The following is a 13,470-nucleotide window of genomic DNA, read 5'->3' on the forward strand; positions in this document are numbered from 1 at the left end:
CGATGCGGTAATACGGTTCTGTCTAGATGGCCGACCAGTTGCGGTGTTGATCAGGAGGACCGACATGTGGGATCCCGACGTCTACCTCGTATTTGCAGACCATCGCAGCCGCCCGTTTTACGACATGCTCTCGAGGGTGGGGATCGAGCGGGCACGTCGGGTGGTCGACCTGGGTTGTGGACCAGGCAATCTGACGAAGTACCTGGTGAAGCGGTGGCCCGGCTCGGCCATCGAGGCCCTGGACACCTCGCCGGAGATGGTGGCCGCCGCCCGGGAACGCGGGATCGATGCCTCCGTCAGCGACTTACGTGACTGGAGGCCGAAACCCGACACCGACGTGGTGGTCAGCAACGCGGCCCTGCACTGGGTTCCCGATCACGCCGACCTGCTGGTTCGCTGGGCCAGCCAGCTACCGGCCGGATCCTGGATCGCCGTCCAGATTCCGGGCAACTTCGAAACCCCGTCGCATGCCGCCGTACGCGCGGTGGCGCGTCGCGAACATTACGCAAAGACGCTGAAAGACGTGCCTTTCCGGGTCGGCGCGGTGGTCCAGCCGCCGTCGCACTACGCCAATCTGTTGATGGATGTGGGCTGCCGGGTCGACGCTTGGGAGACGACGTATCTGCACCAGCTGACCGGGGAGCACCCGGTGTTGGAATGGATCACCGGCACCGCCCTGGTTCCGGTGCGCGAGCGGCTCGACGACGAGGGGTGGGAGCAGTTTCGCGAGGAGCTGATCCCGTTGCTGGACGACGCCTACCCGCCCCGGGCTGACGGCACGACGATCTTCCCGTTCCGGCGGGTGTTCATCGTCGCCGAGGTCGGCCGGGTCGACGGATAAGGACTTCCTACTCTTCGACGCCGCGATCGGCGGCGATCGCCGAGCGGCTTGTCGGCGTCGTGTGATGGATCTGTAGATAGGTCTCGGTATAGCGCATCGCGATGCGGCTGCCCGCGAAGTCCGAGGGGATGACGTCGCCGGTGCGCTGGCGCCAATCATTAAGGCGGACAGCTAAATCGGCGGCGATCGCGTCCATGCCCGAATCGCCATTGGTCAGCAAGTTGGTGGTCTCGGTGGGATCGGTCCGCAGATCGTAGAGTTCGCGCTCCGGACGTGGCGATCGGACGAACGGCGCGACCGCCAAACCGGACGGGCTCTGTTCGATATCCCACGGCAGGTCCAAGAGCGGGCGTGGCACGTAATTCTCGATGTAGCTGTATTCCTTTGTGCGGATTGCCCGAATCGGGTCGAACGAGTCGTGATAGGTCTTCATCGTGTACACCTGCTCCCGCACCGGCTCTGCCGGCGTGTCGGGCGTGAGCAGGGCGCGCGCGTGCGACACGCCCTCGATCTCGGCCGGCACGTGGAGGCCGAGCAGCTCCAGCAACGTCGGGACCAGATCGACGGCGCTGAACAACTCGTCGTAGACCCGCGGGGCCAGCCCGCGCCCGGTGGGCGGGCGGATGAGCAGGGCTACGCCGGTTCCCGCGTCGTACAGGGTGGATTTCGCCCGGGGGAAGGCCGGCCCGTGATCGGTGAAGAACACCACCCAGGTGCTGGCATCCAGGCCCGTCTCGGCCAGCGTGTCCAGCATCCGCCCGACTGCCGCATCGGCCGAGGTGATGGCGCCGTAGAAGTCGGCGAGATCACCGCGCACCTCCGGGGTGTCGGGCAGGTAGTCGGGCAGATCGACGGCCGCGCTATCGGCCGGTTCGTAGCGGTCCCGCGGGTACGGTCGGTGCGTTTCGAAAAATCCGGCCGTCAGCAGGAACGGTTGTCGGCCACCCCGCTGCGGGGCCTCGTTGCGCAGCCATTCTTCGACCTTTTCCACCACGTAGTCGCAGTAGGAGTTCGACACGTCGAACTCGTCGAACCCCAGGCGTTTCGGGTAGGACGTTTCGTGCTGCATGCCGAAAAGAGCTGAATACCAGCCAGATTCGGATAGTAGCTGGGGTAGGGTCTGAACGCCGGCGCGGTATTCCCAGCCGTGGTGGGCCAGACCGACGAGGCCGTTGCTTTGTGGGTAGCGGCCGGTGAAAAACGATCCTCGCGACGGCGTGCACAGCGGCGCGGTGGCATGGGCCCGGGTGAACAGGATGCTCTCGGTGGCGAGCTGGTCCAAGCACGGGCTACAGACATCCGGGTGACCGTAGGCGCCGAGATAGCGCCCGAGGTCGTGCCAGTGCACGATAAGTACGTTGTCGCCGGTCATTTCCGTCACCTTATTCACCTTGTCCTGCGACCGGCGACGATACCGGAATGACGCGCGATGAATCTGGGTGTGCCACCCAGTCGGACAACAGCAGATTGCCAGCTGGTCGAAACGATCTGCGCGAACAGAAATCGAAAGCTACCCGCTTTTGACGCGTCACACGGAATGGGACGGCACCGTGGTGGCCGTTCCGGTACCGTTGCCCGGCGCGGGCCGGCCGGGCCGGTCGTCCGGCGGGTGACCCCATTGATTTTCGGAGACGAACTCCGACAGCGGTCGCGCGTGCGTCCAGCCGTCGAGCTCCAGCGCCGGCCGATCCGGAAATTCCGGCACCGGGCCCACGCACAGGATGGCCACCGGCTCCGCGCCGGCGGGCATCGCCAGCAGCTCAGCCAGGGGTTGCGGATCGAACAATGAAACCCAGCCGACCCCAAGCCCTTCGGCCCGAGCGGCCAACCACAGGTTCTGGATCGCGCAGGACACCGACGCGAGATCCATCTGCGGCAGCGTGCGCCGGCCGAAAACGTGGACGTCGCGATTGTCGGCCAGCGCCACCACGAGGAGTTCGGCGCATTCGAGGATGCCCTCGACCTTCAACCGCAGAAACTCCTCGCCCCGCGGTCCCAGCGCTTGCGCGGTGCGCGGGCGCTCTTCGTCGACGAGCGCGTGGATACCGCGGCGCAGCGCGTCGTCGGTGATCCGGAGGAAACGCCACGGCTGCATCAGCCCGACGCTGGGCGCGGCATGCGCGGCCTGCAACAGGCGGGCCAACACCTCCTCGGGCACCGTGCTGCCGGGCACGAACCGCCGCATGTCCCGGCGTTCGGCGATCACCCGGTACACCACGCGACGATCCGGTGGGCTGAACGCATGTTCGCTCACTGCGCCATCGGGGGACTCGTCGGCGGAGAATGGCATTAGCGTCAATCTAGCAACGCTGCGCGAACACAACGAGCAATATCGACCGACGGTGCGGGCTCAGAACACCACGAAAAGGAGTGTGCAGTGAAGTATTCCGACGTGCTCGACCAACTGCCCATCGATGGCGGCGCCCGGCGCGTCTACGGCGAGCCCTTCGAGACCGCCGACGGCGCCACCGTGATCCCGGTCGAAAAGCCGCGCGGCGTCTTCGTCATCCGCGAGGGCAAGGCATCCTGGGTGCCGGCCGTCGACGCCAATCGCGTCGCGCTGATCGGTGTGCTTACCGGCCTGCTCGCGGCGGTGATCGGCAGCCTGGCCGTGCTCCGGCAGCCGCCATGGCCGCTGATGACGATCACGCAGAATAGGTAACCGACCGCACGGCGGGTTGTCCGTGGCAGCGGTTGTGAAAGTTGTTTGCCGCCAACAAGGTACGGCCTACCGCTCGGCGATCAAGGGCTTTTATGTAAATCGGCCAGCGAGTTTCTGAGTCCACCGTCGAGGCGGATCTGCACTGCCGCGACCGCGGCCATCACCGCCCCGGTCACCAGGTGGACCACCGCGTCGGTGGTGTTGTTGGGGAAGGTGAAGATGAAGGCGACTTGATGAGAGAAGAAGGCCCAGATTCCCGGTAGCGCACCGGCGATCGCGGCGAGAATCAGGTACAGCACCGCCCACGACTTTCGTCTGGCGAACACCAGGCCGGGCGCGAAGAGGGCCAGGCCAGCCACGGCGTGCCAGCCGTTGTAGTCCATGCCGAGCAGTTGCACGGTCGGCGCGCCGGGACCGGTGGCGAAGCTGGGCTCGAGAATGAGGCCGATCACAGCCTGAATGACGTGCAGAGCACAAATGATCAGCAGAGCGATCTGGGCGAAACTCCACTTCACCGTGCACCTCCATGGGGCCGGCGGACAATAGCCAAATACTACATCGCGTAGTAGCAGGTCGCCAAGCCGCCTACCGCGCTGAGGTTGATCCAAGAGGGCTTGGTGTCGTTTAGATTCGATTCGCCGCCGCTAGTGTGGGACGTCGACTGAGCTGACTTTCATCGTGAACACGGAGGGTACGGACTTGTTTTCCCGTTCTCACCCGACACCGGCCGAACCGTCCTGGTTCACCGCTGCGCTCGGTCAAAAACCGGACCATTGCGATGTCGAAGTCGACGGATGCCGAATTCACCTGCGCACCTGGGGCGCCCCGGAACAACCGCCCGTCGTGTTCGTCCACGGTGGCGCCGCGCACTCCGGCTGGTGGGACCACATCGCGCCGTTCTTTTCCCGTACCCATCGCGTGATTGCACCGGATCTGTCCGGGCACGGCGACAGCGACACCCGCGCCGACTACGACCTGGAAACCTGGGCAACGGAAGTGATGGAGATCTTGCCTGCCGCCGGGGCCTCAGGGCGGCCCACGATCGTCGGCCACAGCATGGGCGGTTGGGTGGCGGCGATCGCGGCGATGCAGTGTGGCGACCAGATCAACAGCGTCGTGGTGGTCGACTCGCCGTTGCGAGACCGTGCGCCCGAAGCCAAACGGCTGCGCAACCGTAGACGCACCGACTATGGGTCGAGAGATGAAATCCTGTCCCACTTCGCAGCGGTGCCCACGCAGGATTTGGTCCTGCCCTACATCGCAAAGCACATCGCCGGCGAATCGGTCCGCAAAGAAGGCAAAAGGTGGGTGTGGAAATTCGACCCGACAATCTTCGACGGTGAGTTTCTCGAACCACAACCCGACGACGAAGAGTCGATGGAAACCATGATTGCCCAAATGCGTTGCCGCATAGGATATCTGAGCTGCGAGGCGGGGTTGGTGTCCGCTGCGATGGGCGAGCGGCTCCGCTCCATCTTCCAACTCCGGGGCCCGTTCGTGGAGCTGGCCGAAGCCGGCCACCATCCGATGCTCGATCAACCGCTCCCGCTGGTCGCGACGTTGCGCACCCTGCTCGAATTCTGGTCGATCACCTAGGCGGTGCGGATCACCCGCTGAGCGTGCTGCCGGAACGGGCGCCGGGACAACGCCTCTGCCAAATCTCTACCTGTCAGATGCCAGGCGAGCGCCGGGACCGGCTACGGGTTGAAGGTCCCGGGCGGTCAGGACAGTGTTGTCGTGGGAGCAGCGCAGGACGGCTTCGACGGGATGTCCGCAATCGTGGTGCAGGATCTGGACCGGCGGTCCATCCGCATCGGCTTGCCAACGGTCGCCCCATTGCATGAGGGCGATGACTGCGGTGATGAGGTCCAACCCCTTGTCGGTGAGCCGGTATTCGTGTCGCTCGCGTTGTCCGGGTTCGCGGTAAGGAACCCGCTTGAGTATCCCGGCTTCAGTCAGGGTCACCAGGCGTTCGCTGAGGATGTTGCGTGCACATCCGATGCGGGCTTGGAAGTGCTCGAAGCGGCGCGCGCCGTAGAACGCCTCCCGCATGACCAGCAAGGTCCATTTTTCGCCGACAACGTCGAGCGCCCGCTTGATCGAGCAGTTGTCGGCGACATAGCGGTCCCGCAGATCGGACATGTTGCCACCCTATCAGGGTTTGACTTTGCAACCCAGCTTCCTTAGTCTGCGTTGTATTAAACAACTCAGGGTGGTTGAGGCCCGCCACCGCGATCGGAAGGCAGACCGCTATGCCCATGCTCGACGAGTACATTCCCGACCAGGCCCTGCCCGCGGACGCCGAAAAGAGCTTGCTGCGCCAGCTCGCCGAGATCCTGATCGAGCATGAGGGAGCCGACCCGTCCGATCCTGTTGCGCGGTCGCTGGCCAAGGTGTGGCTGCACCGGCCCGCGGCGGTGCTGCATGCCGGCGAGACGCCCGCGGCCCCGCACTACAAGGTGATCGCCTCAGTGCCCCAGGGCCAGCTCGACGAGGCGCGTGCCGCAAGCGCTTTCGCCGCCATCACCGACGCGATCCTGGCGGCCGAAAACGGGCGTTACGACCAGGACCGGCTGCGGGTCTGGGTCATTGGCAACGAAATCCCCGACGGCAACTGGGGTGCCGGCGGGCGTGTGGTCCGTCTTGCCGACATCGCGGGCGCCGTGCTGCGTGACCGCGACAAAGGGCGCGAGTATGCCCGGCAACGCCTGGCCGGACAGCAGCTCACATTCGCGGAATCAACCCGTGACTGACATCGCGGTGGGGGCGAGGCGGCCCACGGTCAACAAACGGATCAGTCCCGACCGAATTTCCGCGCCGCGCAACTCGACTGGTCGGCAAATCGCACGCCGGGTCGCCGACACCGTCATCGGTGTTTGCGCCGCGGTCGTCACGCCGCGGCGTCGGGAGATGCCTGCCCAACCCCGCTACCACCGGCGCGAAAGTTTCGTCGAGGATGCGGCGATGTCCCGCGAAATGTTCAGGCTGTGAGTTGGCCCGACACGGACTTCACGGACTATAGGTGGCACCGACCGCGCGGACGATGCAGTCCGGCGACATGTCAAAAGTCAGCAAGCGCAGCGGCAGTCCACTGAGCACATCCGCCGGCACGGAGGCCTTGTAAAGCAGTGAAAGCTCGCCGCTGAACCTCTCGTCCGCCTGCGCGACGTCGACGTTGACCGCCAAGCCCGCCGACGAGATCTCGGCCCGGGCCGCGCCGGTGTGCGCCGCATCCCAGCGCACGTCGACGGTGACGCCGGCCAGCTTCGGCAACATCGACAGCGTCGCCAGCACGCGTTGTCTGGTGAGCACCAGCGAGCCCGTGTAGTAGGCGACGCTGCGCGGCATCCGCACCCCGGGGATGATGCCGCTGAACCGCCTGGTCACCGCCACATAGTCGGCGAGATACAGCAGGCCTTCCGCTTCGACTTCTGCATGCAGGTCGTCGGGGAGCTTGCCGATGCCGAGCAACCTGCGGACAAAAACCGCCATGACGCCAGTATGACGCGCCCCGAGTGGCTACCCCGATCTGCGTGGTGAGGCTGGTATCGCTGAAGGGATGACCCGCCCACGCGCCGGTATTGCCGTTTGTGCCGCTCTGGTGGCCATAGCGGCATACGCGGTGATGTGGGTGGGCTACCGCCAGGATTGGGGTTGGCTGCATTCTTTCGATTGGTCGTTGCTGAACGCCTCGCACGACGTTGCGGTCAAGCATCCGGTGTGGGTGCGGTTCTGGGACGCGGTGTCGATTGCGCTAGGGCCGGTGCCGCTGCGGCTGCTGGACACGGTGGCGGCGGTGGCCGCATTGGTGCGACGCAACGTTCGCGCCGCGCTGCTGCTGTTGGCCTGCGGGCTGCTGAATGGATTGGTGACGGCGGCGGCCAAGGGCCTGGCGAACCGCCCGCGACCGTCGACCACGCTGGTGGCCATATCCCAGACGTCGTTTCCGTCCGGTCACGCCCTCGAGACGACGGCTTCCCTGCTCGCCCTGCTGGCCGTCGTGTCGCCGATGATGAGCGCGACGAAGGGTCGGGTCGCGCTGACGGTCAGCGCCCTCGTCCTGGTCCTGGTTGGGATTTCCCGGGTCGCCTTGAACGTGCACTACCCGTCCGACGTGCTGGCCGGGTGGGCACTGGGATATCTGTACACGCTGGTGTGGCTCGTGGTGCTTCGTCCTAAACCGTTGCTGTGGTTGGGTTTTCGTTGATCACAGCGCTGTGACCCAACCGGGGCTAAAGCTTTACTTGACCCTGAGCCTGGCGGGGCCCGACGATTGAGGGCATGCGCCGACTGCTAGCTTTGCTGCGCGCCGCGGCGTGCGCACTTTTCGCGTTACTGGTTCTCGCCCCGATTTCGTGCGCCGCCCCGACGGGTAACCCCCTGGCCGGCACGCCGTGGTTCGCAAACCAGGTGGGCAATGCCACTCAGGTGGTTTCGGTCGTCAGCACCGGCGGCTCGAACGCGACCATCGATATCTATCAGCGCACCGCCGCCGGCTGGCAGCCGCTGCGCACCGGCGTCCCGACGCACGTCGGGTCGGCGGGCATGGCGCCGCAGGCCAAGAGCGGAGTTCCGGCCACGCCGACGGGCGTCTACAGCCTCGACTCGGCATTCGGGACGGCGCCGAACCCCGGTACCGGGCTGCCCTACACCCAAGTTGGCGATGCCAACCATTGGTGGAGCGGCGACGACCACAGCCCCACCTTCAACTCGATGCAGGTGTGCCCGAAGGCGCAGTGCCCGTTCAACACCGGCGAGAGTGAGAACCTGCAAATCCCGCAGTACAAGCACGCGGTGGTGATGGGCGTCAACAAGAACAAAACCCCGGGCGGCGGCGCCGCGTTCTTCTTCCACACCACCGACGGCGCACCCACCGAGGGTTGCGTAGCGGTCGACGATGCTCAGCTGGTGTCGATCATGAAATGGCTGCGGCCCGGCGCCGTCATCGCGATCACCAAGTAGCGCTCAGTCGACGCCGGCGATTGCGCGCCCGGACTTGAGCGTAAAGTCCAAGCCTTTCAACGACATTGTGGCGTCGTAGGTCCGGTCGTAGCCGGTGCCGCTGATCTTCCACCCGTTGTCGGTGCGCCGATACTGGTCGCGGTAGAAGGCGGCACCGATCAGCATGAAGTCGAACTCGGCGACGATGACGCGATCCTGCAGATACCAACTGCCCGTAGCGGTATCGCCGGTGACGATGATCTCCGGATGGGTCACCCGGTGTTCGGTGACGACGTTCTGCGGAAGCGATGTGCGCATGTACTCGACCAAGTCGGCACGGTTGGTGAAGTGCAGTTCGTTACCGATCGACGGCCCGTAGTCGGCCTTGATGTCTTCGGCCAGCGTGTCGGTGAAGTCGTCCCAGCGCTTGGTGTCCAGCGAGCGCAGATACCGGTATTTGACTTGCTTGATGGCTTCGATGTCGGCGAGATCGTCGAGGGTCATTCCGTCATTGCAGCACACGGGCGACCATGTCGATCAGGGCCCGTCGTTCCAGGCTCCAATCGATGCTGGTCCCGGTGACCATCTGGGCCAGCACCACACCCCGTAGCGTCGCCCAAATCACTTCGGCCACACCAGCATTCGCCGGATCTGTGGTGATCAGCCGACCGAGCTCGGCGATCGCGGAGTTCATCTCGAGCAGGTGCCGACGCGAAGAATCACCCAGGCTCCCGCGGGTTGCCCGCAGGATTTCGAAGGCGGCCATCGACGTCGGGCTGCTGTAGCAACTCCACGCCGTGTCGATGACGACTTCGAGACGCTCTTGCGGCGGTAGCTCGCTGACATCGGCCGACGACAGGCTCTCGATCAGTCTGTCCACCCCGTCGTCGACGACGGCCATCAGCAGCCCGTTGCGATCGCCGAAGTGGTATTGGATGACGCCCCACGTGACTCCCGCGCGTTCGGCCACGTGCTTGGCGGTGGCAGCGGCGAAGCCCTCCTCCTGGATGCAGCGGACCGTCTCGTCGATGATCCTTGCCCGGGTGTCGTCGCCACGTTTGCGCGGCGCACTGGTGCGCCGGGTCGGACTGGCGGCGCGTCCCGGCGTCTGGCCTGCAGCAATGGACATTGTTGACTTTATAACATAGTCGAGTCTATTTTTGTAGCGTGAGCAGCCCCTCGCGATACGCGCAATTGTCCCGTGCCGAGCTGGCCGTTCTGGTTCCCGAACTGCTGCTGGTCGGGCAGCTGATCGATCGGTCCGGCATGGCGTGGTGCATCAGCTCGTTCGGCCGCGACGAGATGGTGCAGATCGCCATCGAGGAGTGGGCGGGCGCCAGCCCGATCTACACCAGGCGCATGCAGCAGGCCCTGAAGTACGAGGGCGTCGACATCGTGACCATTTTCAAGGGTCTGCAGCTCGACATCGGCGCCCCGCCGCAGTTCATGGATTTCCGCTACACCGTCCACGACCGCTGGCACGGCGAATTCCACCTGGACCACTGCGGCGCCCTGCTCGACGTCGAGCCGATGGGCGAGCAGTACGTGTTCGGGATGTGCCACACCATCGAGGACCCGACCTTCGACGCCACCGCCGTGGCGACCAACGCCCGCGCTCAGGTGCGTCCGCTGCACCGGCCGCCGCGGACCCCCGCGGATCGGCATCCGCACTGCGCGTGGACCGTCATCATCGACGAGTCGTATCCCGAGGTCCAGGGCATCCCGGCGCTCGACATCGTTCGCCAAACCCGCGCCGCAACATGGGAACTCGCTGCTATCGATACCTCCGACGAGGGGCAGCCGGATTACTCCGGCGCATTGCTGTCCGATCTCGACTTTGCCGCCTTCTCGCATTCGGCACTGGTCCGGATCGCCGACGAGGTCTGCCTGCAGATGCACCTGCTCTACCTGTCGTTCGCGATCGCGGTGCGCGCACGTGCCACCGATGAGGCCGAAGCCCTCTCGGTATGCACCCGCGGCTTGATCGGCATCGCGGGCGTGGCCGCCGAACGCATTCACCGGGCGCTGAAGTTGCCGGGCGGGCCCGAAGGCGTGCTCCGGGTGCTGGAGCTGCATCCGCTGCTCAATCCAGCGGGCTACGTCTCGGCGGACATCGAGGCCAACCGGCTGGCCGTGCATCGGTCGCCGGCCCATGACGACGGTTCGTGGATCTCGTTGTGCTCGCCGGACTCTGTGCAGCCCCTGCAAGCGATCGCCACCGCGGTGGATCCGCATATCGAGGTGCGTGTTAGCGGGACGGTCACCGACTGGACCGCCGGATTCACCGAAACCGAAGCCACGGCAGCCGAACTACCTGAGGTGGAAGTGGTCAAGTTCAGTGGCGGAGCGTCGTTTCAGTTCGAGCCGCGGCGTTCGCTGCCACTCACCGTCGTGTGACCGCGGCGCGCTTGTCAAGGGGTTTTTAGTACCGCTTCGGTGACACAATCGCATCGGCGCGATACCAATGGCATTGCAAGCCATCGGCTTTCCGCGTGTCCGCGGCTATCGTTAACGCTGGCCACCGACCCCTATAGACGAAAGTATTCGCTCTATGTACGACCCCCTTGGGTTGTCGATCGGAACCACGAACCTGGTCGCAGCGCGTGACGGAAACCCACCGGTTTCACGTCGTGCGGTACTAACGCTTTACCCACACTGCGCACCGAAAGTTGGTCTACCCGAAGAGGACCCGAACCTCACTGAGCCCGGCATGTTGATGAGCGGGTTCGTCGACCGCGTCGGTGACTCGGTGGCGCTGGTGTCCGTCGACGGCTCCGCTCACGACCCCGACCTGTTGATGGTCGAAGCACTGGACGCGATGGTTTTGGCTGCCGGTGCGGACGCAGGTTCCTCGGAGATCTCGATCGCCGTTCCGTCGTACTGGAAACCCGCTACCGCCCAGGCATTACGCAACGGGCTACGAACACATTTGGGCTTTGTTCGAAGCGGTATGGCGCCCCGCCTGGTTTCGGACGCGATCGCGTCGTTGACCGCGGCGAATGCGGAGCTGTGCCTCGCGGCAACCGGTGTCGTCGGATTGCTCGATTTCGGTGGCTCGGGGACGTCGGCCACATTGATAGACCTCGCGGGCGATTTCAAACCCCTCAGCGCCACAATGCGTTACACGGATTTCTCCGGCGACGTGATCGACCAGGCATTGTTACTCTGCGTGTTCGAGGAGCTGGGACACGGTAGCGGTATCGACCCGGCCAGCACCGCAGCGGTCGGGCAGCTGGCCCGGCTAAGAGAGCAGTGCCGGTCCGCAAAAGAGCAGTTATCCACCGAACGGGCAACGGAATTCGCCGCTGAACTCGGCGGACGCCGGGCCACGATGAAGTTCACCCGTGACGAGCTGGGTGACCTGATCCAGGACCGGCTGACCGGGCTCATCTACGCGTTCGACGACATGCTGTGCCGGCATCGCAAGAGCTGGAATGACCTGTCCGCGGTGGTCACCGTCGGCGGCGGCGCCAGCATTCCTCTTGTCAACGAACGCCTTTCGGTGCACAGCCGACGACCGGTCGTGTCACCGTCGCAACCCGCATTCGCGGCCGCTGCCGGCGCGCTACTGCTGGCCGCCCGCGGTGAAGAAGTCGACCTGCGCACCCGCACGTCGATCGGCTTGCTGACCTCGTCGGCCGCCGCAGGCGAGGTCGTCGACCTGGGTGTCGGTGACCTATTGGTGATCGACGAGGAAGCTCTCACCGATCGCGAGTTGGCCTGGTCGCAGACCGAATACCCCGGCGATATCCGGGTGCCGTACACGCCCGAGGCGTTCGACGAAGAAAGCAACCCCGGTGGTTGGTCGATGCGCCTGAACGTGATCGAACCACCCCGGCAACGGGCGTGGCGGCGGGTGCGGCTGTCGCAGTTGGTCGTCGGGATGTTCGCACTGGTGGCCATGACCGCGATCGGCGGCGTGGCGTACACGCTGACGGGAATCGAAAACCATCAGGCGCCCCCGGTGCCCACCATGGTGCCCGTCCCGGTGCCGCCGGTGAGTTCGATGCTGCCAAGCCTTGCCCCGCCTCCGCCAGCGCCGCCGTCCGCCGTGCCACCGCCGCCCAGCGCCGAGCCGGCGCCCGTCAGCGTGCCCCCGCCCCCACCGCCGCCGCCGGAGCCGCCGCCGGCACCTCCGCCGCCGCCACCAGTCGTCACCGCCGAACCGCCGCCGGTCGTCACGCATCCACACCCGCGTCCACCGCAGACGACTCAGCCTCCGGTCATGACGACGCCGACGACGACGCCTCCACCGCCGCCGCCGCCCACGACGACGCCTCCACCACCGCCGCCGACCTCGACGACGGTGCCGATGACCACGCAGTGGATCCACGTTCCGTTGCTGCCGGTGCCGATCCCGATCCAAGTGCCGGCCAGTCAGGTACCCGCGAACCCGGCTCCGCAATATCCGGCCCAGCAATATCCCGGGCAGTATCCGGGCGGGGGCTACGGAGGCGGCTATCCGGGCGGCGGGTACCCGCAGAACCCGTTCCTGGGCCCCGGCTATTAGCGGCTGTTTTCTCGCTTGAAGCAAACTCCGTGGCGAATCACCTCGCGCGGGCGCACACTGGGCAGTAACGCTACGAGCTGCAAGGAGGCCGCGTGGGCGAGCACGGTGCATTCGGATTTGATCCCGAGGAGTTCGATCGGGTGATCAGGGAGGGCAGCGAGGGGCTGCGCGACGTGTTCGAGCGGGTCAGCAGGTTCGCCGCTGCTCCGGGCGCCCGGACGGGTTGGTCTGCGTTCTTCGACGACCTGTCGCGGCGGCCGCGGTCCCGGCCGGAAACCGCGGGCGAGGCCGGTGACGGCGTCTGGGCGATCTACACCGTCGATGCCGCGGGTGGAGCTCAGGTCGAAGAGGTTTATGCCAACGAGCTCGACGCGTTGCGCGCGAACAAGAACAATGTCGATCCGAAGCGGAAGGTGCGGTTCCTGCCTTATGGCATCGCGGTCAGCGTCCTCGACGACAACGCGGATGAGCAAACATAATCCGCCGATTTGCGGGCGTTCCCACTAGCGGGGATTA

Annotated in this window: 17 protein-coding genes; 10 read left to right on the forward strand and 7 right to left on the reverse strand. The window is 65.5% G+C overall.

The features are described 5' to 3' along the window. The first annotated feature begins 64 nt into the window (after positions 1–64). Complete coding sequence (locus OK015_RS04360) at positions 65–841, forward strand: trans-aconitate 2-methyltransferase (protein ID WP_268129523.1); 777 nt, start codon at positions 65–67, stop codon at positions 839–841. Between the two features lie 7 nt (positions 842–848). Here OK015_RS04360 and OK015_RS04365 read toward each other — a convergent pair whose 3' ends face one another. Then, positions 849–2,213, reverse strand: coding sequence for a sulfatase family protein (locus OK015_RS04365; RefSeq protein WP_268129525.1), 1,365 nt, complete (start codon positions 2,211–2,213; stop codon positions 849–851). A gap of 156 nt (positions 2,214–2,369) precedes the next feature. Beyond that, positions 2,370–3,131: a 5,6-dimethylbenzimidazole synthase gene (gene bluB, locus OK015_RS04370; protein WP_268129527.1), complete on the reverse strand. Its 762-nt coding sequence runs from the start codon at positions 3,129–3,131 to the stop codon at positions 2,370–2,372. Positions 3,132–3,218: 87 nt separating this feature from the next. On the opposite strand from bluB, the gene OK015_RS04375 reads away from it, so the two are divergent. Beyond that, the gene (locus OK015_RS04375; protein WP_268129529.1) at positions 3,219–3,503 is read left to right on the forward strand and encodes a hypothetical protein; all 285 of its coding nucleotides are present in this window, start codon (positions 3,219–3,221) and stop codon (positions 3,501–3,503) included. An 80-nt stretch (positions 3,504–3,583) separates the two neighbouring features. Here OK015_RS04375 and OK015_RS04380 read toward each other — a convergent pair whose 3' ends face one another. Beyond that, positions 3,584–4,018, reverse strand: coding sequence for a DUF4383 domain-containing protein (locus tag OK015_RS04380; RefSeq protein ID WP_268129531.1), 435 nt, complete (start codon positions 4,016–4,018; stop codon positions 3,584–3,586). 163 nt (positions 4,019–4,181) lie between these two features. On the opposite strand from OK015_RS04380, the gene OK015_RS04385 reads away from it, so the two are divergent. Continuing rightward, positions 4,182–5,099, forward strand: coding sequence for an alpha/beta fold hydrolase (locus OK015_RS04385; protein WP_442791201.1), 918 nt, complete (start codon positions 4,182–4,184; stop codon positions 5,097–5,099). A gap of 66 nt (positions 5,100–5,165) precedes the next feature. On the opposite strand, the gene OK015_RS04390 is transcribed toward OK015_RS04385, so the two are convergent. After that, entirely contained in the window at positions 5,166–5,645 is a 480-nt protein-coding gene (locus OK015_RS04390; RefSeq protein ID WP_268129532.1) for a winged helix-turn-helix transcriptional regulator, read from the reverse strand. Between the two features lie 110 nt (positions 5,646–5,755). On the opposite strand from OK015_RS04390, the gene OK015_RS04395 reads away from it, so the two are divergent. Both OK015_RS04395 and OK015_RS04400 read left to right on the forward strand, forming a co-directional pair. Further along, positions 5,756–6,256: a hypothetical protein gene (locus tag OK015_RS04395; protein WP_268129534.1), complete on the forward strand. Its 501-nt coding sequence runs from the start codon at positions 5,756–5,758 to the stop codon at positions 6,254–6,256. After that, positions 6,249–6,494, forward strand: a complete 246-nt coding sequence (locus OK015_RS04400; protein ID WP_268129536.1) for a hypothetical protein — start codon at positions 6,249–6,251, stop codon at positions 6,492–6,494. The genes OK015_RS04395 and OK015_RS04400 overlap by 8 nt, the downstream gene beginning before the upstream one ends. 18 nt (positions 6,495–6,512) lie before the next feature. Here OK015_RS04400 and OK015_RS04405 read toward each other — a convergent pair whose 3' ends face one another. Continuing rightward, positions 6,513–6,995, reverse strand: a complete 483-nt coding sequence (locus OK015_RS04405; RefSeq protein ID WP_268129538.1) for a hypothetical protein — start codon at positions 6,993–6,995, stop codon at positions 6,513–6,515. A 67-nt stretch (positions 6,996–7,062) separates the two neighbouring features. Between OK015_RS04405 and OK015_RS04410 the strand changes: the two genes are divergently transcribed. Both OK015_RS04410 and OK015_RS04415 read left to right on the forward strand, forming a co-directional pair. Continuing rightward, the gene (locus tag OK015_RS04410) at positions 7,063–7,710 is read left to right on the forward strand and encodes a phosphatase PAP2 family protein (protein ID WP_268129540.1); all 648 of its coding nucleotides are present in this window, start codon (positions 7,063–7,065) and stop codon (positions 7,708–7,710) included. Positions 7,711–7,784: 74 nt separating this feature from the next. Next, positions 7,785–8,465: a L,D-transpeptidase family protein gene (locus tag OK015_RS04415; RefSeq protein ID WP_268129542.1), complete on the forward strand. Its 681-nt coding sequence runs from the start codon at positions 7,785–7,787 to the stop codon at positions 8,463–8,465. A 3-nt stretch (positions 8,466–8,468) separates the two neighbouring features. Here the strand turns inward: OK015_RS04415 and OK015_RS04420 are convergent, their stop codons facing one another. After that, on the reverse strand, positions 8,469–8,966 hold the full coding sequence (locus OK015_RS04420; protein WP_268129544.1) for a nuclear transport factor 2 family protein: 498 nt from the start codon (positions 8,964–8,966) through the stop codon (positions 8,469–8,471). Further along, positions 8,953–9,573, reverse strand: coding sequence for a TetR/AcrR family transcriptional regulator (locus tag OK015_RS04425; protein ID WP_268129546.1), 621 nt, complete (start codon positions 9,571–9,573; stop codon positions 8,953–8,955). The genes OK015_RS04420 and OK015_RS04425 overlap by 14 nt, the downstream gene beginning before the upstream one ends. A gap of 38 nt (positions 9,574–9,611) precedes the next feature. Between OK015_RS04425 and OK015_RS04430 the strand changes: the two genes are divergently transcribed. The 3 genes from OK015_RS04430 (at position 9,612) to OK015_RS04440 (ending at position 13,433) form a co-directional block, all read left to right on the forward strand. After that, positions 9,612–10,841: a hypothetical protein gene (locus OK015_RS04430; RefSeq protein ID WP_268129548.1), complete on the forward strand. Its 1,230-nt coding sequence runs from the start codon at positions 9,612–9,614 to the stop codon at positions 10,839–10,841. 154 nt (positions 10,842–10,995) lie between these two features. Beyond that, positions 10,996–12,954 (forward strand): Hsp70 family protein, encoded by a 1,959-nt coding sequence (locus OK015_RS04435; RefSeq protein ID WP_268129550.1) that lies wholly within the window; start codon positions 10,996–10,998, stop codon positions 12,952–12,954. A gap of 92 nt (positions 12,955–13,046) precedes the next feature. Beyond that, positions 13,047–13,433 carry a hypothetical protein gene (locus OK015_RS04440; protein ID WP_268129552.1) on the forward strand — a complete coding sequence of 129 codons (387 nt, stop codon included), beginning with the start codon at positions 13,047–13,049 and terminating at the stop codon, positions 13,431–13,433. Positions 13,434–13,470 lie beyond the last annotated feature (37 nt).

The sequence above is a fragment of the Mycobacterium sp. Aquia_216 genome (assembly GCF_026723865.1).
In the GTDB taxonomy this organism is placed as follows: Bacteria; Actinomycetota; Actinomycetes; order Mycobacteriales; family Mycobacteriaceae; genus Mycobacterium.

What these genes read in the sequence shown, in the direction of transcription:
- OK015_RS04395 (WP_268129534.1), top strand. Translation starts at nt 5,756, where the DNA reads ATGCCCATGCTCGACGAGTACATTCCCGACCAGGCCCTGCCCGCGGAC.
- OK015_RS04365 (WP_268129525.1), bottom strand. Translation starts at nt 2,213, where the DNA reads ATGACCGGCGACAACGTACTTATCGTGCACTGGCACGACCTCGGGCGC.
- OK015_RS04435 (WP_268129550.1), top strand. Translation starts at nt 10,996, where the DNA reads ATGTACGACCCCCTTGGGTTGTCGATCGGAACCACGAACCTGGTCGCA.
- OK015_RS04360 (WP_268129523.1), top strand. Translation starts at nt 65, where the DNA reads ATGTGGGATCCCGACGTCTACCTCGTATTTGCAGACCATCGCAGCCGC.
- OK015_RS04415 (WP_268129542.1), top strand. Translation starts at nt 7,785, where the DNA reads ATGCGCCGACTGCTAGCTTTGCTGCGCGCCGCGGCGTGCGCACTTTTC.
- OK015_RS04410 (WP_268129540.1), top strand. Translation starts at nt 7,063, where the DNA reads ATGACCCGCCCACGCGCCGGTATTGCCGTTTGTGCCGCTCTGGTGGCC.
- OK015_RS04425 (WP_268129546.1), bottom strand. Translation starts at nt 9,573, where the DNA reads ATGTCCATTGCTGCAGGCCAGACGCCGGGACGCGCCGCCAGTCCGACC.
- bluB (WP_268129527.1), bottom strand. Translation starts at nt 3,131, where the DNA reads ATGCCATTCTCCGCCGACGAGTCCCCCGATGGCGCAGTGAGCGAACAT.
- OK015_RS04390 (WP_268129532.1), bottom strand. Translation starts at nt 5,645, where the DNA reads ATGTCCGATCTGCGGGACCGCTATGTCGCCGACAACTGCTCGATCAAG.
- OK015_RS04405 (WP_268129538.1), bottom strand. Translation starts at nt 6,995, where the DNA reads ATGGCGGTTTTTGTCCGCAGGTTGCTCGGCATCGGCAAGCTCCCCGAC.